Source organism: Arthrobacter sp. SDR-2R (assembly GCF_057747955.1).
Genome location: NZ_CM173231.1, coordinates 1,647,300 through 1,669,256, shown reverse-complemented (window position 1 = coordinate 1,669,256; position 21,957 = coordinate 1,647,300). Strand labels below are relative to the sequence as shown.

The 21,957-nt window shown below is 67.0% G+C and carries 23 protein-coding genes and 1 tRNA gene; 15 read left to right on the top strand and 9 right to left on the bottom strand.

The window, feature by feature from the left end; genetic code table 11:
• The first annotated feature begins 23 nt into the window (after window positions 1-23).
• A complete protein-coding gene (locus AC3ANU_RS07760) occupies window positions 24-1,211 on the top strand; it encodes an ArsB/NhaD family transporter (RefSeq protein ID WP_488315804.1) in 1,188 nt (395 codons plus the stop codon).
• Window positions 1,212-1,282: 71 nt separating this feature from the next.
• On the opposite strand, the gene AC3ANU_RS07755 is transcribed toward AC3ANU_RS07760, so the two are convergent.
• The gene (locus AC3ANU_RS07755) at window positions 1,283-1,687 is read right to left on the bottom strand and encodes a VOC family protein (RefSeq protein WP_018769056.1); all 405 of its coding nucleotides are present in this window, start codon (window positions 1,685-1,687) and stop codon (window positions 1,283-1,285) included.
• Between the two features lie 184 nt (window positions 1,688-1,871).
• On the opposite strand from AC3ANU_RS07755, the gene AC3ANU_RS07750 reads away from it, so the two are divergent.
• From AC3ANU_RS07750 to AC3ANU_RS07735, 4 genes are all read left to right on the top strand, one after another.
• A complete protein-coding gene (locus AC3ANU_RS07750) occupies window positions 1,872-2,858 on the top strand; it encodes a DNA glycosylase family protein (protein ID WP_134163662.1) in 987 nt (328 codons plus the stop codon).
• Window positions 2,859-2,962: 104 nt separating this feature from the next.
• Window positions 2,963-3,556 (top strand): hypothetical protein, encoded by a 594-nt coding sequence (locus AC3ANU_RS07745; RefSeq protein WP_018769054.1) that lies wholly within the window; start codon window positions 2,963-2,965, stop codon window positions 3,554-3,556.
• 69 nt (window positions 3,557-3,625) lie between these two features.
• On the top strand, window positions 3,626-5,119 hold the full coding sequence (locus AC3ANU_RS07740) for a calpain family cysteine peptidase (RefSeq protein WP_488315803.1): 1,494 nt from the start codon (window positions 3,626-3,628) through the stop codon (window positions 5,117-5,119).
• Window positions 5,120-5,256: 137 nt separating this feature from the next.
• Complete coding sequence (locus tag AC3ANU_RS07735; RefSeq protein WP_488315802.1) at window positions 5,257-5,574, top strand: hypothetical protein; 318 nt, start codon at window positions 5,257-5,259, stop codon at window positions 5,572-5,574.
• Here AC3ANU_RS07735 and AC3ANU_RS07730 read toward each other — a convergent pair whose 3' ends face one another.
• On the bottom strand, window positions 5,575-7,251 hold the full coding sequence (locus AC3ANU_RS07730; RefSeq protein WP_488315801.1) for an AMP-binding protein: 1,677 nt from the start codon (window positions 7,249-7,251) through the stop codon (window positions 5,575-5,577). It lies immediately after the preceding gene.
• A gap of 103 nt (window positions 7,252-7,354) precedes the next feature.
• On the opposite strand from AC3ANU_RS07730, the gene AC3ANU_RS07725 reads away from it, so the two are divergent.
• Window positions 7,355-7,633: a putative quinol monooxygenase gene (locus AC3ANU_RS07725; protein ID WP_018769050.1), complete on the top strand. Its 279-nt coding sequence runs from the start codon at window positions 7,355-7,357 to the stop codon at window positions 7,631-7,633.
• A 67-nt stretch (window positions 7,634-7,700) separates the two neighbouring features.
• On the opposite strand, the gene trxA is transcribed toward AC3ANU_RS07725, so the two are convergent.
• Entirely contained in the window at window positions 7,701-8,138 is a 438-nt protein-coding gene (trxA, locus tag AC3ANU_RS07720) for a thioredoxin (protein ID WP_268001764.1), read from the bottom strand.
• A 92-nt stretch (window positions 8,139-8,230) separates the two neighbouring features.
• Complete coding sequence (locus AC3ANU_RS07715; RefSeq protein ID WP_056393057.1) at window positions 8,231-8,785, bottom strand: acyl-CoA thioesterase; 555 nt, start codon at window positions 8,783-8,785, stop codon at window positions 8,231-8,233.
• Between the two features lie 71 nt (window positions 8,786-8,856).
• Between AC3ANU_RS07715 and AC3ANU_RS07710 the strand changes: the two genes are divergently transcribed.
• Together AC3ANU_RS07710 and AC3ANU_RS07705 are read left to right on the top strand one after the other, a co-directional pair.
• The gene (locus AC3ANU_RS07710; RefSeq protein ID WP_488315800.1) at window positions 8,857-9,591 is read left to right on the top strand and encodes an ion channel; all 735 of its coding nucleotides are present in this window, start codon (window positions 8,857-8,859) and stop codon (window positions 9,589-9,591) included.
• A gap of 401 nt (window positions 9,592-9,992) precedes the next feature.
• Window positions 9,993-11,000 (top strand): LysM peptidoglycan-binding domain-containing protein, encoded by a 1,008-nt coding sequence (locus AC3ANU_RS07705; protein WP_478223075.1) that lies wholly within the window; start codon window positions 9,993-9,995, stop codon window positions 10,998-11,000.
• Between the two features lie 105 nt (window positions 11,001-11,105).
• Here the strand turns inward: AC3ANU_RS07705 and AC3ANU_RS07700 are convergent, their stop codons facing one another.
• The 3 genes from AC3ANU_RS07700 to AC3ANU_RS07690 form a co-directional block, all read right to left on the bottom strand.
• Window positions 11,106-11,531 (bottom strand): CBS domain-containing protein, encoded by a 426-nt coding sequence (locus AC3ANU_RS07700; protein WP_056393052.1) that lies wholly within the window; start codon window positions 11,529-11,531, stop codon window positions 11,106-11,108.
• 187 nt (window positions 11,532-11,718) lie between these two features.
• A tRNA-Tyr gene (locus AC3ANU_RS07695) sits at window positions 11,719-11,800 on the bottom strand.
• A gap of 166 nt (window positions 11,801-11,966) precedes the next feature.
• Entirely contained in the window at window positions 11,967-12,224 is a 258-nt protein-coding gene (locus AC3ANU_RS07690; protein ID WP_018769044.1) for a hypothetical protein, read from the bottom strand.
• A 186-nt stretch (window positions 12,225-12,410) separates the two neighbouring features.
• Between AC3ANU_RS07690 and AC3ANU_RS07685 the strand changes: the two genes are divergently transcribed.
• The 4 genes from AC3ANU_RS07685 (at window position 12,411) to efeB (ending at window position 16,696) form a co-directional block, all read left to right on the top strand.
• Window positions 12,411-12,902: a YajQ family cyclic di-GMP-binding protein gene (locus AC3ANU_RS07685; protein ID WP_018769043.1), complete on the top strand. Its 492-nt coding sequence runs from the start codon at window positions 12,411-12,413 to the stop codon at window positions 12,900-12,902.
• A gap of 307 nt (window positions 12,903-13,209) precedes the next feature.
• Window positions 13,210-14,073 (top strand): iron uptake transporter permease EfeU, encoded by an 864-nt coding sequence (gene efeU / locus AC3ANU_RS07680; protein WP_018769042.1) that lies wholly within the window; start codon window positions 13,210-13,212, stop codon window positions 14,071-14,073.
• Between the two features lie 53 nt (window positions 14,074-14,126).
• Window positions 14,127-15,323: an iron uptake system protein EfeO gene (gene efeO, locus AC3ANU_RS07675; RefSeq protein ID WP_488315799.1), complete on the top strand. Its 1,197-nt coding sequence runs from the start codon at window positions 14,127-14,129 to the stop codon at window positions 15,321-15,323.
• Window positions 15,320-16,696 (top strand): iron uptake transporter deferrochelatase/peroxidase subunit, encoded by a 1,377-nt coding sequence (efeB, locus tag AC3ANU_RS07670; protein ID WP_478223074.1) that lies wholly within the window; start codon window positions 15,320-15,322, stop codon window positions 16,694-16,696. Before efeO ends, efeB begins: the two co-directional genes overlap by 4 nt.
• A 203-nt stretch (window positions 16,697-16,899) precedes the next feature.
• Here efeB and htpX read toward each other — a convergent pair whose 3' ends face one another.
• Together htpX and AC3ANU_RS07660 are read right to left on the bottom strand one after the other, a co-directional pair.
• The gene (htpX, locus tag AC3ANU_RS07665) at window positions 16,900-17,766 is read right to left on the bottom strand and encodes a zinc metalloprotease HtpX (RefSeq protein ID WP_018769039.1); all 867 of its coding nucleotides are present in this window, start codon (window positions 17,764-17,766) and stop codon (window positions 16,900-16,902) included.
• 29 nt (window positions 17,767-17,795) lie between these two features.
• Complete coding sequence (locus AC3ANU_RS07660) at window positions 17,796-19,067, bottom strand: MFS transporter (protein ID WP_026265730.1); 1,272 nt, start codon at window positions 19,065-19,067, stop codon at window positions 17,796-17,798.
• A gap of 81 nt (window positions 19,068-19,148) precedes the next feature.
• Between AC3ANU_RS07660 and AC3ANU_RS07655 the strand changes: the two genes are divergently transcribed.
• The 3 genes from AC3ANU_RS07655 (at window position 19,149) to AC3ANU_RS07645 (ending at window position 21,911) form a co-directional block, all read left to right on the top strand.
• Window positions 19,149-19,634, top strand: coding sequence for a Fur family transcriptional regulator (locus tag AC3ANU_RS07655; protein ID WP_018769037.1), 486 nt, complete (start codon window positions 19,149-19,151; stop codon window positions 19,632-19,634).
• Window positions 19,635-19,641: 7 nt separating this feature from the next.
• Complete coding sequence (locus tag AC3ANU_RS07650) at window positions 19,642-21,138, top strand: catalase (protein ID WP_018769036.1); 1,497 nt, start codon at window positions 19,642-19,644, stop codon at window positions 21,136-21,138.
• A 137-nt stretch (window positions 21,139-21,275) separates the two neighbouring features.
• Window positions 21,276-21,911 carry a DUF2461 domain-containing protein gene (locus AC3ANU_RS07645; RefSeq protein WP_478223072.1) on the top strand — a complete coding sequence of 212 codons (636 nt, stop codon included), beginning with the start codon at window positions 21,276-21,278 and terminating at the stop codon, window positions 21,909-21,911.
• The last annotated feature ends 46 nt before the right edge of the window (window positions 21,912-21,957 follow it).

Below are 21,957 nucleotides of genomic sequence, written 5' to 3'. Positions count from 1 at the left end.
GTGCGGGATGCGAGGATAGGCCGGTGAAGCAGTTCGCATGGCTGAAAGCCGCCCGGAGCTACCTGCTGCCCGGCGGAACGCTGGCAGCAGGTATAGCCACCCTGGCACTCGGTGCGCTCCCCCTGCCCGCGTTCGGGGAGCTTTCTTCCCGGACCATTCCCATCCTGGCCTTCGTGCTGGCCATGTCCCTGGTCACCGAACTGGTGGACGAGGCAGGACTGTTCCGGGTGGTGACGGACAGGCTGGCGGCCTTGGGCCGTGGCCGGGTCTTCCAGCTGTGGCTGCTGGTGGTGGCGGTGGCCACGGTGTCCACCGTGTTCCTGTCCCTGGATACGACGGCGGTGCTGGTGACGCCCGTGGTGGTCCTGCTGGCCGTCCATGCCCGGATCCCGCCGCTGCCGTTTGCGCTGACCAGCATCTGGCTGGCCAATACCGCTTCACTGCTGCTTCCCGTTTCCAACCTCACCAACCTCCTGGCCCAGGACCGGCTGGGCCTGAGCCCCTGGCGTTTTGCGGGGCTGGTGTGGGCGCCCGCCCTGGTGGGCCTGCTGGTCCCCCTGGTCCTGTTGTGGCTGGCTTTCCGGCGGGACCTGCGCGGAACATACGGGCCGCAGCCTCCGCATCCCATCCGCGACCGCACCCTGTTGAAGGCCGCTGCCGTCACGCTCCTGGTCCTGTTGCCTGCGCTGGTGTCCGGAGTGCCGGTGCAGTACCCGGCACTGGCAGCCGCGGCCTTCCTCCTGGTGGTCTTCCTGCGCCGCCGGCCGTCCGTCCTGCGGTGGTCAATGGTGCCATGGCGGCCGCTGATGCTGACGGTGGGCCTGTTCATGCTCATGGAAGCACTGCACGCGCACGGCCTGACCGCACTGCTGGCGGGTGTTGCCGGTTCCGGTGAGAGCCTGCCTGCGCTCCTGCAGCTGGCCGGGCTGGGCGCCGGTGCCGCCAACGCCGCCAACAACCTGCCCGCCTACCTGGCACTGGAACCGGTGGCGGGATCGCCGGCAAGGCTTGCGGCACTGCTCATCGGAGTGAACCTTGGGCCGCTGGTGACTCCGTGGGCGTCGCTGGCCACGCTGCTCTGGCATGAGCGGCTGCGGGTGCTGAACGTCCCCATCCGGTGGGGCGGGTTCGCCCTGGCGGGCCTGGTGGCCGTGGTGCTGACGGTGCCGCTGGCCGTCCTGGCGCTGTGGCTGGTTTCCGGCACGCCGTGAAACGGCCGGGCCGCCGTGAAACGGCAGCCCCGGACCGGCACCCGTGAAACGGCACCGTACAGCGAAGGCTGTCAGCCGCGCTGGGCGTCCCCTTCGGCGGGGAGATTCTCCCAGAGGCCCATCACGTTGCCCTCGGAATCCCTGAAGTAGGCCGTGTAGCCCATGCCGGGAATTTCGTTCTTCGGTACCACCACTGATCCACCCAGTTCCTCCACCCTCTTGAGGGTGGCATTGATGTCCGGGACGTCCACCGTGACCACCGGGTTGGTGATCTCCCCCTCCCTGGCCATCATGCCCCCGTTGATGGCACCGGCGGCCACTGGCTGGCCGTTGTCATCCATGTCCGCGGTGATGACCATGCTGTAGTCCATCCCTGGCACTGGTTCGATCCGCCAGCCCAAGGCTTCCCGGTAGAACTTGCTGGCCCGGTCCTGGTCGTCCGCGGGGATTTCGAAATGCACCACTCCGCCCATCATGGCCCTCCTGCCGTGTCGGGTTGCGGCACAGTCTGTTCCGCGCCACAGGGTGGATTCTAGGTTTTGCCCGGGCGGGGAATTAGGGCCGTTCTACCTTTGCTTCCGGCCGTTTTCCTCCCCCGGCTGGCTTATGGGCCGGCTGGTTGTCCCGCCGCTGTCAGTGGTCCGTGGGACGATTGAAGGCATGACGATCGCAGAGGCACCTCCCCGGGTGGCAGCCGCGGCGGACGTGTCCCTGCGGTGGTATCCGGAGGCTCCGTACAGCCTTTCCCGCACGCTTGCGCCTCTTCTGCGGGGCAACAGTGATCCTTCCTTCTGCGTTCAAGGCGACGTTATCTGGAATGCGTTTACGACGCCGGCCGGTCCGGCAACAATGCGGCTCGCCCCGGCGGGCGGCGAGGCAGCAGCCGCCCCCTTGGTGGACATCCAGGCCTGGGGTCCCGGTGCCGCGGCCGCCGTCAGGGCAGCGCCCCGGCTCCTGGGGGACGACGACGACTGGCGGGGTTTCGACGAACCCTCCTTCCATGCCACACTGCCCCACATGGTCCGGGAGGCCCGGCGGCGCAGCCTGGCGGTGCGGCTGCCGTCCAGCGGCCGCATGGTGGACCAGCTGGTGCCGATCATCCTGGAACAGAAGGTGACGGTCATTGAGGCGCGGCGCGCCTACCGCTATCTGGTGCACCGGTACGGAACCCCGGCTCCCCGGGCCGGTACGTCCACCCCGGCCGGGCTGGTGGTGGCGCCAACGGCAGCGCAGTGGCTGCAGGTTCCCAGCTGGGAGTGGCACAGGGCCGGCGTGGGTCCCCAGCGCTCAGCCACCGTCATGCGCGCGCTGCGCTCCGCCGCCGCACTTGAACGGCTCGCCGCGCTGCCGGCCGCGGAGGCTGCCGGGAAGATGCAGGTCATTCCGGGCATCGGGGTATGGACCGCCGCCGAGGTTGTGCAGCGCACCCACGGCTGCCCGGATTCGATCTCCGTGGGCGACTACCACCTCGCCGCCTACGTGGGGGCTGCGCTCACCGGACGCAGGACGGACGACGCCGGGATGCTCCGGCTGCTGGAACCCTGGCGGGGGCACCGGCAGCGCGTGGTCCGGATGATCCAGAGCACCGGTTACCGCAAGCCCACTTTTGGCCCGCGGATGACCATCCAGGACCACCGGGGGCACTGAGGCTTGCCACGGCAGGTCAACGGGTGCTTGATCCGGACCGCGATGGGTAAGGCTACGGTGTGGCGTCCAGCCAGGCACGGCCGGACCACGATTGAGAGGAATCCATGAGCTCCGATCCTGGACGCACCAACTACGCCGGCGGGGAACCCCTGGACGTGGATCCAACCGGGCAAGACCCCGCGGTGGTGGACCCGGAGGCGCACGATCCTGACGGGGATGCCAAATTGAAGCTGCAACTGGCCATCTTCGACGTGACTCGCCGCGGGGCCACGGGCAAGAGCCTTGAGGAAATCCGGGAGATGCTGCTGACCGCGTTCACCGCGCGGGACGTTGCCCCACCACCGTTCACCTGGGTGGAGTCCGTGGCGTCGTCGGCGTTCTACGGTGAGCCCTACATCATCGACTACCCGACAGCCATCGCCGCCGACGATCTGGAGGCTGCCCCCGATGAGACGGTGCGGGAGCGGCTGGCCGCCCGACGGAAACTGCGCGAGACCCAACTGCCGCAGGGGATCCTTCCGGCTCCGTCCGAGTGGCACATTCCCGCCAACGAGGTCACCGGCGGCAGGACGCGACAGGCCCCCATGGCCGGAAGGAACGGGGCAGCGGTCCTGGCCTTGGTCGCACTGGCGGCGGGCGCCGTCGTGGCCGTTGTGGCGCTACGGCTATCCCGCCGCCCAACCGGCCGCAGTAGCTAGCGGCCAGTTCTCCCCATGCCTCCGGCGGCGCGCCTCGCGTAAGCTTGAGCCTGGATATTTGGGGGAATAATGGCAGGCATTTATGGGGCGGACGTCGCCCAACTTCGCGCCCTGGGAAAGGCCCTTACCGCCTCTTCCGCGCGCTTGATGTCCACTGCCACGGCGCTGTCGAGGAACATGGGCGAGCCGGGCACCTGGAAAGGGGCCGACGCCGAGAGGTTCCGGAACGACTGGAATGGCACGCACAGCCTCCTGCTGGGCCGCGTCATTGAGGCCCTTGCGGACGCAGGGAAGGCAGCCGCACGGCACGCGGACGAGCAGGAACGCGCCAGCGGCGCCGGTGGCGCGTCAGGCCGGACCAGTACGGCCGGGGGCACCCCCGGCAAGGCCGCCGGGGATGCGACGTCCGATTACCTGACCGGCGGGGAGCATTCTGTGGCGCGCCACCCCGACCGCGGCGAAGCGAACCTTGCCGCGCCCGAACTGGACAGGCTACAGGGCCTGGTCAGGGACGCTGCTTCGGGCGACAACTTCTTTGTGGGCAACGATTCGGACGTCAACAAGCTCCGCGACGCCTTGACCGGGCTCAAACCTGCCCAGCTGAACCAGTTGCTGGAGTCGTTAACCGATGATGAGCTCCGAAGCCTGGGCAGCGGCGCGGCGAGCGACGGCAGGGGACTGTTCAACTGGGAGGGAACCACGCCTTTCGAACGTCAGCAACTGCTGGACCAGCTCCTGTCCAAGGCGTCAGCAGAGCAGGTGGGGCGCCTGAAGGACCTCATACCGTGGGCCCAGCCGGACGGGCAGGCCATGGGAGATGCAGCGAGGCCTGATGGCCCTGACGCCAGCAGCACGAACCGGTGGATGGAACCCAAGTGGCCGGTGGTCGGACAACGCCCGGGCACTGACGACATCAGGCAGGGGCAGTACGGGGACTGCGTGGTTTTGGCCGCCGCCGGGGCCATGATCAATGCCGATTCGGGTTGGGCCCGCGAGCACGTAACGGACAACGGCAACGGCACGGTTTCCGTCCTGCTGTTCGACAAGAACGGAGAGGAGCAGTGGGTCACCGTCACCTCGGACCTGCCGGCAAACAGCAAGGGCGCACAGATGGGAGCCAAAACAGGGTTTGGCGGCAACTGGCCTGCCTATGTCGAGAAAGCGCTGGCACAGGTTTACACCGAGGACGACAGAAACGACGGGACAGCGGAAGGGGCGCCCCCGGACCAGGCGTATCCGCCAGGCAACTACCGCGCCATTGAAGGCAACTGGGGTCCCGACGCATTCCAGTTTTTGGCAGGACCGGACGTGGAACGCACCGACGACGCCGGGAAGCTGTGGGAGGCGGCCGGCCGGGGACGTCCGGCCTTGGTCACAACACTGGGTGAAACGCCGGAGGAGGCGCCCAACGGATACCATGCCGGCCACGCCTATTTCGTTACCGGAGCTGACGAGCGGGGGAACATCATCCTTCAAAACCCATGGGGCCCCTCCGAGCCGCGCATGTACATCTCGCAGGACGAATTCAGCAAGCTCTTCAGCGATGCCACGGTGGCGGGCTGATGCGGCGTCCAGCCCTGCGGCTTCGTGGCCGCATTCTCGCTTGCACGGTTTTGCCTCTGGCACTCTCTCTGAGCGGCTGCTCCCCCTCCGCAGAGCCGTCCCAACAGCACTCACCCCAAGCATCAAAGGAGCCAGCCATGACGTCAACGGCAAGCTGCACCAACACTGGAATTTACCGGATCATCCCGTCTGCAAATGGCTCTTTTCCGCTTCTGCCGGACTCCCCGCGGGGCCCGGATGCCACACCGCTCGTGCGACTGTCCAGCACACACCTGAAGAATGACCCGCCGACGGTGGACCTGTCGGTAGCCTTGTTCGAGGTCAGCAGCCCGGCATCGAAGGACTTTCCGGGGTTGGCACTCGGGCAGGAAGCCACATTCGACGGCTACACCATCCGGATCACCTCGATCTGCGAGGGCGAAGTCCGATTCGACCTGGTGCAGCAGCCCCGCTAGTCAGAGCCCCAGCCGGGCCACCGCTTCCTCGCGCATCTGGACCTTGCGGACCTTCCCTGAGACCGTCATGGGGAAACTCTCGCGCACCTCCACGTAGCGCGGGATCTTGTAGTGGGCCAGCCTCCCCCGGCAGTACTCGGCCACCGCTGCGGCGTCCAGCCGTTCCGCGCCCGGCTTGAGGATTATGCAGGCCATCAGCTCCTCCCCGTATGTGGGATCAGGAACCCCAATCACCTGGACGTCCTGGATGGCAGGGTGCGTGTACAGGAACTCCTCGATTTCCCGGGGGTAGATGTTCTCCCCGCCCCGGATCACCATGTCCTTGATCCGGCCCTCCACCACCACGTACCCGTCGTCGTCCATCCGGGCGAGGTCGCCGGTGTGCATCCACCCGTCGGCGTCGATGGCTTCGGCCGTCTTGTCAGGCTGGTTCCAGTACCCGGCCATCACCGCGTAGCCGCGGGTGCAGAGCTCACCGATCTGCCCGCGCTCCAGTTCCTCCCCCGTGGCAGGGTCAACGATCCGGCTCTCCAGTTGCGGCATGGTCCTGCCCACGGTCTCGGTGCGCTGCTGGAGGGTGTCCCCCTTGCGGGTCATCGTGGACACGGGCGAGGTCTCGGTCATGCCGTAGCAGATGGCCACGTCCACCATGTTCATTTCCGAGATCACCCGGTTCATCACCTCGATGGGGCACAGCGAACCGGCCATCACCCCCGTGCGGAGCGTGGACAGGTCATAGGATGCGAAGTCGGGCAGCGCCAGCTCGGCGATGAACATGGTGGGCACCCCGTACAGGGACGTCCCCTCAAAGTCCTGGACGGCCTCAAGTGCGGCGGCGGGCGAGAAGCCCCGGCCCGGGATGATGGTGGCGGCGCCGTGGCTGAGGGCGTTGAGGTTGCCGATCACCATGCCGAAGCAGTGGTAGAAGGGCACAGGGATGACCACGCGGTCGTGCTCCGTGTAGCCCAGCAGCTCGCCGATCGCAAAACCGTTGTTCAGGATGTTGTGGTGCGTCAGCGTGGCACCCTTGGGGAACCCCGTGGTGCCGGAGGTGTACTGGAGGTTGATGGGATCGTGTGGGTGGAGTTCGGCCATGCGGGCCTTCAGGGCAGCGTGACTCACGTCGTCCGCCCGCTTGAGCAGTTCGGCGTACGTCAGTTCGGCATCGCTTTGGGGGCTCCCGGCCGTCAGCCCCTCCAGGCCGTGGTCCGGCAGGAAGACCAGCTCCCGCAGGTCCGGGCAAGTCAGCAGGGCCTGCCGCGCCATGGCCACGTAGTCGCTGTTGTTGTCCGACGGCGCCGTGAACAGCATGCGCATGCCGTTCTGCTTGACCACGAATTCCAGTTCATGGCTGCGGTAGGCCGGGTTGACGTTGACCAGGATGGCGCCGGCCTTGGCGGTGGCGTACTGCAGCAGCGTCCATTCGGCGCAGTTGGGGCTCCAGATGCCCACCCGCTCCCCCTTGGCGATGCCCAGGGCGAGGAGCGCACGCGCCAGCCGGTCGACGTCGTCGTTCATCTTTGTGTAGCTCCAGCGGCGGGCATCGGCGCCCGGCACCGGTGCGGCCTCAATCAAGGCGTCATGGAGGGGGAACTGGGCGGCCACGCGCTCGAAGTTCGCGCCGATGGTTTCCTCCAGGAGCGGGACGTCAGTGTCCCCGGCTGTATAAGCACGCATGGTGGCACGCTACCAACAGGATCCCTGCAGGAGAAGGAAGACAGGCGGGGAAACGGGCGCAACACAACGGGGCGCCACCTGCAGCCCCGGTATTGTGAAAGGCATGAGTGCACCCATTGACCTGATAGCAACGTTCATTCCCAACGACGGCGAGTTCTTCCGCGTCAAGCTGGCCCTGGAAATCGCGATCGATGAGGTGGTGAACGAGCCAGGCTGCATCCGTTACGAGCTGACCGAAGCCACGGAGGAGAAGCTGGTCCTGACCGAACAGTGGGCGTCCGAGGAGGACCTGGACAAGCACTCCAAGGGCACCGCTGTGCAGGACCTGAACGAGTCGCTGAGCGCATTGCTGGCCGAACCGGTCAAGCTGGAACGCGTCTGACGCAGCCTGAACGCAAAAATGCGGGACCTCCAGTGGGAGGTCCCGCATTTTTTGTGCTGTCAGAGTCTTAGAGGTCGGGGATCTGGGTGCCGTCCTGCGTACCGTCCCGGGGGCCGGCAGGCTGGCTGGCCGCCGCTGCCGCTTCTTCCCGCTGGCGGGCCACGTGGGCGTGGACCTCGTCCATGTCCAGTGCCTTCACCGCGTCCACCACCTGTTCCAGCTGCTGGGCGTTCAGGGCGCCGGGCTGCGAGAACACCAGCACCTTTTCACGGAAGGCCATCAGGGTGGGGATGGAGGTGATGCCTGCCTCCGCCGCCAGCTGCTGCTCTGCTTCGGTGTCCACTTTGGTGAACACGACGTCAGGGTGCTTCTCGGAAACTGCTGCGTAGGTGGGGCCGAACTGCTTGCAGGGGCCGCACCATTCTGCCCAGAAATCGACCAGGACAATGTCGTTGCCTTCGATCGTGGATGCGAACTGTTCACCTGTGATGTCGAGGGTAGCCATGTGTCCACGCTACGCGCCGGGGCCCCGGCTGTCGCCCGTGTTCGCTCCCCGCGTCATCGGGAATAGGGCAAGGACGACGCCGGCACGGGGGTTCAGCGGTTGGCATCCCACAGGTGCGGGGAAGGCGTGCGGCTGCCGGGCAGGGCGCTGGAGGCGCGCCACTCATGGATCCACTCGGGCAGCACCAGGTCCCCGGGCGGTGTCCCGAACTCCGCGATGATCTCCTCCTGGCTGACCGGGCCGGTCTTGGTGACCAGCCGGGTGGCGATGTAGGCACGTGCGTAAATCTCGCCGTCGGCCACCATGCGCTGCTCGAAGAAGATCGCCTTGGTGTCCAGCCCGATGATGCGGGTCTCGATGGCGTAGTCCTGCCACAGCTGCAGGGATTTGCGGAAGGAGATGGTTTCCGCCGACACCACCGGGCTCCAGCCGCGGCGGCGCATCCGCTTCCAGACGCCGCTGCGCACCATGAGGTCGAACCGGCCCAGGTCCATCAGGGACAGGTACATGCCGTTGTTGACGTGCATGGCGATGTCGATGTCCGTGGGCAGGACGCGCAATGGCAGGGATGCCGGTTCCCATACGGTGAGCGGCGGCCGCCGTTTCGACCGGAAAAGCAGAAGCAGTGTTCTCAGGAGCAGGTGCATGCCTCAATGTTACCCGCCGGTAACATCTTTTGGCCTGCTGTGCCGCGGTCCATCCCCTTAGGATTTTCTGCATGACGCAGCAACGCTACCGGGCCCTGGCGGAGTGGCCCCTGATGGCGACGGCACTGGTATTTCTCGGCGCATACGCCTGGCAGGTCATCGGCAGGGTCGAGGGCAGTGGGGCGGACTGGCTTGAGGCGGTCATGTGGGTGACCTGGTTCGTCTTCGTCCTGGACTACTCGGCAAACCTGTGGCTCTCGGCTGACCGGCGGCAGTGGTTCATCCGGAACCTGCACGAGCTGGTGATCGTGGCCTTGCTGTTCTTCCGGCCGCTGCGCCTGCTGCGCCTGGTCACATTGTTGTCCGTCCTGCACCGTACCGTGGGCGAAACGCTGCGCGGCCGCGTGGTCACGTATGTGGCGGGGTCCGCGGCGCTGCTGGTTTTTGTCGGTGCGCTGGCTGTGCTGGACGTCGAACAATGGGCGCCGGACGCCAAGATCACCACGTTCGGCGATGCCCTGTGGTGGGCCACCGCAACCATCACCACGGTGGGCTATGGGGACATGTACCCGGTGACGCCCATCGGCCGGCTGGTGGCCACGGCGCTGATGATGAGCGGCATCGCCGTGCTGGGTGTCGTGACGGCGTCCATTGCCTCCTGGCTCGTCCAGCGGGTTGAGGATACAGCGGAAACGGTGGCGGAGGCCGTGGAAGAGCCGCTGCGGGTTGAAGTGACGGAACTGGTGGCCGAGATTGCCTCATTGCGCCGGGAAATCGCCGAGCTGCGGGAACGCCGGACGCCGTAGAAGCGGGGATTGAGAGATTCCGTTTGGTGGTTGGCCTGCGCCCTCCAGGTCACGGCCGGTGGCAAGTATTGGGCTTCCGGATGCTGAGTAGCTTCGCTGCCGCGGGCGGGTACCGGCCCCGAAAACTCGGGTAATTCCTACTGGTGCCCCGGCCTTGGGGCGATTCCTAGACTCGGGATTCCTAGGACCAACACGCACTGGCAGGTCCCCCGGGTGGCTTCCGGACGTTCCTGCCTTCACGCGGAGTTCCGCATTTTCTGGGTATGCGGATGCCTCCACCCTGCGCCGCCTGCGGCTCCGGCAACTGCCGGGGCCGGCGGTGCAATGACTTCGCCATCCGTCCGGCGCACCGGTGTGCAGCAGCACAACCTGGCTGGACCGAACCCAGATGGGCCAACTCCATGAAACAGCCTTTCATCCCCTCCCCCGAGGGCACCAGCAGAAGCTTCGCCACCGACGAACCACGGACTGACCTCAACAGCGGCCGGCCGGTCATCAGCAACAAGTTATGGGCCGGCATGGCCACGGCGGCCGTTGTGGCCGCGGTAGGCGTGGGCGCCATGGCAGCGCCGCCCGCTACCCTCGGCGGAAGCACGACGGCGGCGGCCCAGGTGGCAGAGGCCGCCTCACCACCGTCGCCAAGCGCCGCAGCCGAAACAGCCACGGACGCCGTGGCATCCGGACAAAGCGATCCGGGTGCGGCATCGGCGGTGGCGGCACAGGCTGCTGCGCCGGCCGCCGACCCGGCGCCTGCCCCCGCACCGGCAGCAGCCGAACCTGCGCCCGCACCGGCCCCCGCACCGGCCCCCGCGCCTGCCGGTGACCCCAACGTGTACACCGTGGTCCCGGGCGACACCGTGGGCGCGATTGCTGCCGGCCATGGCGTGGACATGAACGCCATGCTCGCGGCCAACGGGCTCAGCGCCTACAGCATCATCTACCCTGGCCAGACGCTCCTGCTGACCGGTCCGGCCATCGCAGTGGCCGCACCCGCCCCGGCTCCGGCCGCGGCACCTGCCGCGGCCCCGGCTCCAGCGGCCGCACCGGCACCTGCTCCGGCTCCCGTCCCCGCAGCGCCTGCAATCCGGACCATTTACGTTGCCGGCTCCGGCGGCCAGTCCATGGTGGACGCCTGCATCGGGCCCATCCACTTCACCCCCAACGACGGCTATTCGCTGTTCATCACCGAGCATGATTTCTGCGGCGGCTGGGCCCGGTTCTCCGGGATCAGCGTGGGTGAGACGGTGAGCATCCCGGGCTATGGAACCTTCACGGTAACGGGGCGCGGGACGGTCCCCAATCCCGGAACCACCAACGACGTGATTGCGGTGTTCGGCGGTTTCCCCCGGGCGATCCTGCAGACCTGCATCCCGGGCACCAGCCAGATGCTGCTGATCGCACTGAACTGAATGCACATGAACCCGGGAGCTGACCCGGGTTATCAAAAGCTTGTCCGCGGGTCCGAACCTTTTACGGCTTGGATCCGCGGACAAGGCCATGACGTGTCGCCGGCCCTACACCCCGTGGCGCTCCGAGATGTGCTCCACCAGTTCGCCTACGCGCTGTTCGGAGTAGTTGCGCGCAATGTCGCCCTGGCTGATGATGCCCACCAGTTTGTGGTCGGAGATCACCGGAAGCCTGCGGACCTGGTGCTTTTCCATCATGTCGATGGCTGCATCGACGTTGGCGTCGGCGTCGACGCAGTAGGGCTTGCCGGAGGCGAGGTCGCGGGCCATCATCTGGCCCGGGTCACGGCCGGCGGCGACGCACTTGAGCACAATGTCGCGGTCGGTGATCATGCCCTTCAACTTGCCGTCATCCCCGCAGATGGGGAGGGCGCCGCAGTCCAGGTCCTGCATCATCCGGGCGGCGTCCACAAGGGACTCGCCTTCACGGATACATCGCGCATCCGTGGTCATGAATTCACGTACAGCACTCATTGAATCCTCCTTCATCGATGGATTTATCGACGCAGGGCATCGGGGCACGTGCGCCGATTCTGTCAGACTACGCCCGCACCCCCATGGTGTCGACGACGGTTTGGCACCGTTTCCAGGCGGCCTCCGGCCCTGCCTGGAGACACGAAAAAGCCCCCGGAACCTGATGGTTCCGGAGGCTTTCCTTGGGTGGCAGATGAGGGATTCGAACCCCCGTAGGCGTTGCCAGCTGATTTACAGTCAGCCCCCTTTGGCCGCTCGGGTAATCTGCCGAACTTCAAAAGAAGTACCCGCTGATGCAGTGTTCGGAGCGTCCGTTTCCGTCCGTTCCGCTTCAGTAACCGCGGGCAAGACAACTTTACAGAACTTCCGTCGAAGAATCGAATCGAGCCCCGGGCAGCCCCAAAAGCCGCGGAACAGCGCCGGAAAACCGCTGTTTTATGCCTCCTGGCCCAGGATGCGTCCGGCCAGCTTGGCCTCGAAGCTCAGGGCCTGCTCCTCGGTGATCTGGTTCAGCTGCACGGCCCGCTGAAGGTCCGCCCGTACCCCGTCCATGCGGGAGGAGGCGTCGGCCACCGGGCTGAAGATGATGGAGGCTGCCAGCGCTGCCGCCGCCACCGAGGTCGCCGCCGTGGCCACCGCCCCCGCTGCTGCTGATGTGGTCCGGGTGACATAACGGGCGGCCTTGCGGTGCATGGTGTTCCTCTCGAACTTCAGTACAACTGCTCCAACTCTCGCCAGCGCGCCTTCGTTCCCCCGGTGCGTCCGCTGAGAGGGAACTGTGAATCCGCGGCCCCCACCGGTCCGGGCATCCGTACTAGGCTGGATTCCAGTGATCCTGGCCCTGTTCCGCACGGGGCGCCCCATCAACAAAGGAGAGTCATGGCAGGCGAGTCAACGTTCGACGTCGTAAGCAAAGTGGACAAGCAGGAAGTGGCCAACGCGCTCAACCAGGCCCAGAAGGAACTCGCCCAGCGCTACGACTTCAAGGGCGTCGGGGCCGAGGTGGACTTCAGCGGCGAGAAGATCCTCATGAAGGCCAACTCCGAGGAGCGCGTCCTGGCGGTCCTGGACGTACTGCAGTCCAAGCTGATCCGCCGCGGAATCTCACTAAAGTCGCTGGATACCGGCGAGCCCTACGCATCCGGCAAGGAGTTCCGCCTGGAAGCCTCCATCAAGGAAGGCATTGCGCAGGACCTGGCCAAGAAGATCAACAAGCTGATCCGGGACGAGGCGCCCAAATCGGTGAAGTCCCAGATCCAGGGCGACGAACTGCGGGTCTCCTCCAAGTCCCGCGATGACCTGCAGGCCACCATGGCGCTGCTGAAGGACTTCGAGGAAGCCGACCTGCAGTTTGTGAACTTCCGCAGCTAGCCCTCCCCGCCGTCGATTTCGACGCGGATAATTTCCTCCGCTACGCCTAACGGCCGGCGCACCCGATATTCCGGGGGCGCCGGCCTTTTTGCGTGTCGCGGGCGGCTTTGCGTGTCGCGGACGGCTTTGCGTGTCGCGGGCGGCTTGGCGTGTCGCGGGCGGCGGAGCCGGTCGCCGATTCCGCTGCGGCCCCGCCATGCGTAACGAACACGAAATTACAGCACGTTTAGTTTGCGTAATTGCCGGCGCCGGGTAATCTCATCCTTAGGCCTGCCTAAGTAAGGCTTACCTGAGCGAAAGAACCTCCATGACTGCCAACTACCTGATCGGCCTGCGCGAAGGACTCGAAGCCACCCTGGTGGTGGTCCTCCTCATGGCCTACCTCGCCAAGACGGACCGCCGCCACCTCATCCCCCGGCTGTGGACAGGCGTTGCGGCGGCCGTGGCTGTCTCCGTCGGGTTCGGGGCCCTCCTGACCTTCGGCCCCAAGGGCCTCACGTTTGAGGCGCAGGAGGCGATTGGCGGCAGCCTGTCCATCCTCGCCGTCGGCCTGGTCACCTGGATGGTCTTCTGGATGGCCCGCACCGCGCGGACACTCGGCAGCGACCTGAAGTCGCGCGTTGACCGGTCCGCAGGCGGGGCCGGTTGGGGCCTGGCCGTGGTGGCAGCCATCGCCGTGGGACGGGAAGGCCTGGAAACGGCCCTCTTCCTGTGGGCGGCGGCCAAGGCCACCGGTGAGACCACCCAGCCACTGCTGGGCGCCCTGCTTGGCCTGGCAACCGCGGCCGGCCTGGGCTACCTGCTGCACCGCGGCGTCCTGAAGGTCAATCTCTCCCGCTTTTTCACCTGGACCGGCGCCGCCCTGATCGTCATCGCCGGCGGCGTGCTGTCCTACGGCGTCCATGATCTTCAGGAGGCCCGGCTCCTTCCGGGCCTGCACTCCCTGGCGTTCGATATCAGCGCCACGGTACCGCTGTCGTCCTGGTACGGCACCCTGCTCAAGGGCACCCTGAACTTCTCCCCGGCTACCACCTGGCTGGAAGCCGCGGCGTGGCTTGTGTACGTACTGCCCGTGCTGTTCCTCTACCTGCGCACGCACTTCACGTCGGTGCCGCCAGGCAGGACCATGGCCGGCAACAACCACGCCGCCAAAGCCCCGGCCGCTGCCTGACCGACTGCTTGACCGCCAAAAGACCTCCGCACCCGCACCCAAAGGACAACCCAATGCCCGGCTTCACCCTGCCCAAAACACCCCGGTACGTCTTCCGAAACAAGCCCGCCGCCCTTGCTGCCGCCGTCGTGGCCGTCCCTCTGCTCCTCACCGGCTGCACGGACAACACCAAGGCAGCGGACACCTCGGGTGGCGCCATCGAGGTTGTCAGCTCAAATACCGAGTGCAAGGTCTCGGCCGGCAGCGTGCCCAGCGGAAACCTCAGCTTCTCCGTGAAGAACGAGGGCACGGAGGTCACCGAGTTCTACCTGCTGGCAGCGGACGGGCTGCGCATCCTGGGCGAGGTGGAGAACATCGGCCCCGGCCTGACCCGCAACCTGGTGGTCACCGCCCCGGCAGGCACCTACACGACAGCCTGCAAGCCGGGCATGGAAGGCGACGGGATCAGGGGCGCCCTGGAAGTCACCCAGTCCGGAAACCAGCCGTCGACCGACACGGACTTCCAGCACCTCCTGGACACCGCCACCGGGCAGTACGCCTCCTACGTCAAGGACCAGAGCGAGCAGCTGCTCACCGGCACCCAGCAGTTCGCCGCCGCCTTCGCGGCCGGCAACGCGGAGGAGGCGCGCTCCCTGTACGCGGCAACGCGCCAGCACTGGGAACGGATCGAGCCCGTGGCCGAGTCCTTTGGGGACCTGGACCCGCAACTTGATGCCCGTGAAGCCGATCTCGAACCGGGCCAGGAGTGGACCGGCTGGCACCGTGCCGAGAAGGACCTGTTCCCGCCGGCGGACTACACGGCGTTGACGGCAGCGGAACGGTCCTCGATCGCAGACCGGATGGTGGCCGACACCAAGGACCTGGTGGAGCGCACCCGCACCCTGGAGATTTCCGCGGACATGCTGGGCAACGGCGCCAAGGAACTGCTGGACGAGGTTGCCACCGGAAAGGTGACCGGGGAGGAGGAGATCTGGTCGCACACGGATCTTTGGGACTTCCAGGCGAACGTCGACGGCGCCCGCATCGCCTTCGAAAGCCTGAAGCCTGCTTTGCTTCGGAAGGACGCTGCCCTGGCCTCCTCCCTGGATGAGAAATTCGCCGCACTGCAGGCGGAGCTGGCCACGCACGCCCAGGGCACTGGCTTCGCCTCCTACGACAAGCTGGCCCCTGAGCAGGTCCAGCGGCTGGCGTCACTGGTTGACGCGCTCGGCGAACCGCTGTCCCGGCTGACGGCGGCGGTGGTCCTGTGACCGGCTGCCCCTTTGGCGGCCGGCCGCCGGAGGCCTCCGCGCCGGATGAACCTGCCGCTTCACCTGGGGCGGCGCAGGATGGCGGGGACCGGGAACAGCCGACGGCGGGAGCCCGCCTAAGCAGGCGCGGCCTGTTTGGCATCGCCGGACTGGGCGGTGCGGCAGCGGGGCTCGCCGCAGGCTTCCTGGGGCACGACGCCGTGGCCGCCTCTGCCGCGCCGCCGGCCGCCGACAGCCCGGTGGTCCCCTTCCACGGCCACCACCAGGCCGGCATTACCACCCCCGCCCAGGACCGCCTGCACATGGCCGCGTTCGACGTCACCACGACGAAGCGTGAGGAACTGGTCCAGCTGCTCAAGGACTGGACGCGGGCTGCGGAAGCACTGACCGAGGGCCGCCCTGCGGGCGCAACCGGCGCCGTGGACGGACCCTATGGTGCCCCTCCGGAGGACACCGGCGAGGCGCTGGACCTCAACGCGGGAAAGCTGACCCTGACCTTCGGCTTCGGCGCCGGCCTGTTCGAAAAGGACGGCGTGGCCCGCTTCGGACTGGAAGGACGCCGGCCCGAGGCCCTGGCCGACCTGCCGCACTTCCCCGGCGAGGACCTGGACCCCGCCCGCAGCGGCGGCGACCTGGTGGTGCAGGCCTGCGCGGACGACCCCCAGGTGGCGGTGCACGCCATCCGAAACCTGGCACGGATCGGCTTCGGCAAGGTGCGGGTCAGGTGGTCCCAGCTGGGCTTCGGCCGGACATCGTCCACGTCCCGCACGCAGGAGACCCCGCGGAACCTCTTCGGGTTCAAGGACGGCACCAACAACCTGAAGGTGGAGGACCAGCAACTGCTGGACCAGCATGTGTGGGCAGCGGCCGCCCGGCCCCAGGATGCCTGGATGGCAGGCGGCAGCTACCTGGTGGCCCGCCGGATCCGCATGCACATCGAGATCTGGGACCGCACGTCCCTGGGCGAACAGGAAGGCCTGATCGGCCGGACCAAGGGAACGGGTGCACCCCTGTCCGGCGGCGGGGAGTTCACCGAGCCCGATTTCGCGCGGCAGGGCAAGGGCGGAAAACCCCTGATCCCCCTCGATTCCCACATGCGGATGGCACATCCCAGCCAGAACAGCGGCGTGCGGATGCTGCGCCGGGGCTACAACTACACCGACGGTTCCGACGGCCTGGGGCACCTGGACGCCGGGCTGTTCTTCATTGCGTTCGTCACCGATCCACGGACCCACTATGTCCCCATGCAGATGGCGATGGCCAAGGGCGACACCCTGGCGGTGGAGTACCTGAAGCACACGGGCTCCGGACTTTTCGCGGTGCCGGGCGGGGTGAAGCCCGGCGGCTTCATCGGCGAAGGCCTCTTCGCGTAGCGGGACCGCCCATGCCGGCCCCGCCCCGCCGTCGTTCCCGACGCGCCAAAGGCTAACCGCTGCGCAGGTTCCTTGGCGCACCCGAAATACCAGAGGCGCCAAGGAATCTGCGCAGCGAAAATGAAGGTGCGCGTCGCCGGCGAAGGCGCAGGTCGCTGCTGAAGGCAGGGCATCGGCATACAGGTCCGACGGCGGGCAACCGGCTACGTCTGCCGGCCGGCCATCCGCTCCAGCCGGGCGATCCGGTCCCGCATGGGCGGGTGGGTGGCGAACAGCTTGTTCATGGCGCCGCCGCGGAAGGGGTTGGCGATCATGAGGTGGGAGGCGTTGACCAGCCGCTGGTCCTGCGGCAGGGGCGCGATGGTGACGCCGCGTTCGATCTTGGCCAGTGCCGAGGCGAGCGCCAGCGGATCGCCCGTGAGCTGCGAACCGTCCTCGTCGGCGTCGTACTCCCTGGTGCGGGAGATGGCCATCTGGATCAGCGACGCCGCGAACGGCGCCAGCAGTGCCATGGCGATCATGGCCAGGGGGTTGGCGTTGCGCCGGTCACCGCCGCCAAAGAACAGCAGCATCTGCCCCACGGACGTGATGACGCCCGCGACGGCGGCAGCCACGGATGAGGTGAGGATGTCCCGGTTGTAGACGTGCATCAGTTCGTGTCCCAGGACGCCGCGGAGTTCACGGGCGTCCAGGAGCTGGAGGATGCCCTCGGTGCAGCAGACCGCGGCATTTTGCGGATTGCGTCCGGTGGCGAACGCGTTGGGGTTCATGGTGGGCGACACATAGATGCGCGGCATGGGCTGGTTGGCGCGCATCGAAAGCTCGCGGACAATCTGGTAGAGCTGCGGCGCCTGGGCTTCGGAGACCGGGATGGCCTGCATGGCCCGGATGGCAATCTTGTCGCTGTTCCAGTACCCGTAGAAGGTGGTGCCGACGCCGATCAGGGCCATGATCCAGATGGGGGCCGAGCTGCGTGTCCCCACGCCGATGAGCCCGCCAAGGCCCAGCAGCACCGCCCACAGCACCCCGAACAGTGCCGCGGTCTTCAGTCCGTTGTGATGGTTATGCACGTTTCCTCCTCGTTAAAAGGAACGGCCGGCTAGGGAACCGGGTTCCGCGCATCGTACGTCCGGAAGCCCGGCTGCAGTTTCGCCGCCAGCAAGGCCCCCGCAATACACAGCGCACCGCCGAGCAGCAGGACCCAGCCCTCATTCAAAATCTTAGTCGCGCCACCCGCCAGCAGGTCCCCGATTCGAGGGCCGCCGGCCACCACCACGATGAACACGCCCTGCAGCCGGCCGCGGAGGTGGTCAGGGGCCGCGGCCTGCAGGATGGTGTTGCGGTAGACGCTGCTGATGGAGTCGGCAATGCCTGCAAGGACACAGCAGACGGCGGCGGGCAGGAGCCACAGGGTCACCGCCCCGGCCGGCGCGGGACCGGCCAGCAGCACCACCAGGCCGAACGCCCCGATGGACGCGCCCCAGCCCATCACCGAAACGACGACGGCGGTCCCCTGGCGGCGCACGCTGCCCAGCGGACCGGAGAACAAGCCGGCCAGGAAGGCCCCGACGGCGGTGCAGGCCAGCAGGATGCCCACGGTTGCCTCGCCGCCGCCGATCATGAGGGCCGCGACTGCGGGCAGCAGCGCCCGCGGCTGGGCAAGGACCATGGCGATGAGGTCGATGATGAAGGTCATGCGGAGGTTGGGCCGCGTGCCAAGGAACCGGAACCCCTCGATGACGGAGCGGATCCCCGCCTTGCTGTGTCCACCGGTGGGCGGCATGGGTGGCAGCCGGTAGACAGCCCATAGGACGAAGGCAAAGCTCACGAAGTCGATGGTGTAGGTCCAGCCGAACCCGAGCCACGCCACCAGGAGGCCGGCCAGCAGCGGCCCCGCGGTCATGGCAAGGCCCAGGGTCAGCATGCTCAGCGCGTTGGCGGCCGGCAGGAGTTCCTTGCGGATGAGCGTGGGGATGATGGCGCTGCGTGCCGGCTGGTTGATGGCCTGGGCCCCGCTTTGCAGTGCCACCAGCAGGTACAGCACCCACACGTTGCCGAGCTGCACCCAGGCCTGCAGTGCGATCAGGCCGGTGGTCAGCCAGAGCACGGTGGTGGCCAGCAGGGCAATCCGCCTGCGGTCGTGGGCGTCGGCGATGGAGCCGCCCATCAGGCCACCGATCACGAGGGGAACCAGCGCGAAGATGCCCAGCAGGCCCACGTAGAAGCTGTCCTGCGTCAGGCGGTACACCTCGAGGCTCACTGCCACCAGGGTGAGCTGGCTGCCGACGGCGGACACGGCCGATCCGAGCCACAACCGGCGGAATGCCGGGCTTTCCCTGAGCGGTGTGACATCGGCAAGCAGTTTCCCCACCCCCGTAACACTAGCGGGCGACACGGGAAGGTAAGCCACGCCTTATTGTGAGTTGCTAAAAATAAGTGTTTCAATGGAGCCATGATGGAGCACTTTGACGGCCAGGAAGCGTGGGCTGCAGCCCTGCGCGCCCACGGCCGCAGGGTGACCAAGCAGCGGCTGGCCGTCCTTGCCGCCGTCGAACGCCACCCCCACTCGCCTGCCGAAAGCATCCTTGCCGCCGCCCGGGCCGAGCTGCCCGAACTGACGGCCCAGTCCGTCTATGTAGTCCTCGGCGACCTGACGGACCTGCACATGCTGCGCCGCTTCGAGCCGCCGCACTCCCCTGCCCTGTATGAGACACGCGTGGGCGACAACCACCACCACGCCATCTGCATCAGCTGCGGCCGGGTGGAGGACGTGGACTGCGCCGTCGGCCACGCCCCCTGCCTCACGCCGCACTGGAACCCGGACGCCAAGCCCATGACCATCCAGATCGCGGACGTCATGTACCAGGGCATCTGCCAGGAATGCCAGCAGGCCCAGCAACTTCCTCCCCACAGTCCCTCGCAAGAAAAAGAGAAATAGGAGAACAATGACTGCCGTTTCCACAACCCAGTCAGGCGCGCCGGTTACATCCGACGCTCACTCGAAGTCAGTTGGTGCCGATGGTGCCATCATCCTGACCGACCACTACCTCGTTGAAAAGCTCGCGCAGTTCAACCGCGAGCGGGTTCCGGAGCGCGTAGTGCACGCCAAGGGCGGCGGCGCATTCGGCACGTTCAAGACCACCGAAGACATCTCCAAGTACACCAAGGCCGCGTTCCTGCAGCCCGGCGTCGAGACCGAGATGCTGATCCGCTTCTCCTCCGTCGCGGGCGAGAACGGCTCCCCGGACACCTGGCGCGACCCCCGCGGTTTCGCCGTGAAGTTCTACACCACCGAGGGCAACTACGACCTCGTGGGCAACAACACCCCCGTCTTCTTCATCCGCGACGGCATCAAATTCCCGGACTTCATCCACTCCCAGAAGCGCCTGCCGGGCACGCACCTCCGCGACGCCGACATGCAGTGGGACTTCTGGACCCTGTCCCCCGAGTCCGCCCACCAGGTCACCTGGCTCATGGGTGACCGCGGCCTGCCGGCCTCCTGGCGCGAAATGCAGGGCTACGGCTCGCACACCTACCAGTGGATTAACGAAGCCGGTGAGCGCTTCTGGGTCAAGTACCACTTCAAGTCCAACCAGGGCGTGAACTCCATGAGCTCCGAGCAGGCCGAACAGCTGGCCGGCTCTGACGCGGACTTCTACATCCGCGACCTGTCCGAGAACATCGCCGCGGGCAACTTCCCGTCCTGGGACCTGCACGTGCAGGTCATGCCGTACGAGGATGCCAAGACCTACCGCTTCAACCCGTTCGACCTGACCAAGGTGTGGCCGCACGGCGACTACCCGCTGATCAAGGTGGGCACCATGGAGTTGAACCGGAACCCGGAGAACTACTTCGCGCAGATCGAGCAGGCCACCTTCGCGCCGTCGAACTTCGTGCCGGGCATCGCCGCCTCGCCGGACAAGATGCTGCAGGCCCGCATCTTCTCCTACGCGGACGCACACCGCTACCGCGTGGGCACCAACCACGCGCAGATCCCGGTGAACCAGCCCAAGAACCAGGTCAACAACTACAGCCAGGACGGTGCCGGACGTTACCTGTTCAACGCTCCCTCCGTGCCTGTCTACGCACCCAACTCCGTGGGCGGCCCGGCTGCCGTTGAGCCGCAGAACCCGGCCGGCGGCTGGGAGAACGACGGCGAGCTGACCCTTGCCGCGCACTCCCTCCACGCCGAGGACAGCGACTTCGTCCAGGCCGGCGCGCTGTACCGCGAGGTCTACGACGAGGCAGCAAAGGCCCGCTTCCTGGAGACCATCACCGGTGCCGTGGGCGGCGTCCAGAGCCCGGGCATCAAGGAACGCGCCATCCAGTACTGGACCAACGTTGATGCCGAACTCGGCGCCAAGCTGCGCGCCAACCTCGGCGCAGGGGATGCCCCCTCCGCTCCGGCCTCGGATGCAGAGTCCGCCAACAAGATCGGCTGACCAGGCTTCCTGCCGGCTGAACCGAAAGAACACCCCGTCACGGGCCTCCGTGGCGGGGTGTTCTGCAGTCGGGCCGCTTTTGCACATACGGCGGCGTAGATCTGGCTGGTTGCGGGCGGCAGCCCTACGCTCCGTAGATGAACACTTTCGCAGGCATCCCCATCGAAGCTTTCCGCTTCTACGCACAGCTGGAGGACAACAACAACCGCGACTGGTGGCTGGCACACAAGGCAACGTACGAGGAATCAGTCAAGGCACCACTCACCCTCCTGCTCTCCGAGCTGGAACCCGAGTTCGGACCGGCCAAGCTTTTCCGCCCCAACCGCGACGTCCGCTTCTCACTGGACAAGTCGCCCTACAAAACTGCCCAGGGAGCATTCGCTGCGCGCCAGGAAGGCGTGGGTTTCTATCTCCAAATCAATGCTGACGGGCTGTTGATCGGTGGGGGCTACCACTCCCACACTCCCGCCCAGCTGGCACGGTTCCGCGCGGCCGCCGACGCTTCCGCCAGCGGCGCCGCCCTGCAGGACATTGTTGATGCCGTGGCCGGCGCCGGTTTTGCCATCGAGGGCGAGACGCTGAAAACCGTCCCGCGGGGATTCGACAAAGACCATCCCCGCGCCGAACTGCTCAAGCACAAATCGCTCTCCGCCGGAGTCGAAGTGGGCCGGCCGGAGTGGGTCTCCACACCCGCCGCGAAGGAGCGGATCGCGGAACGGTGGCGGCAGCTCCGGCCGCTCGTGGAATGGGTGGGCCGGTACGCGGCGCCCTGAAACGCGGCTGCCGGAAATGCGGCTGCCCGCCCGGCGCAGGCCGGGC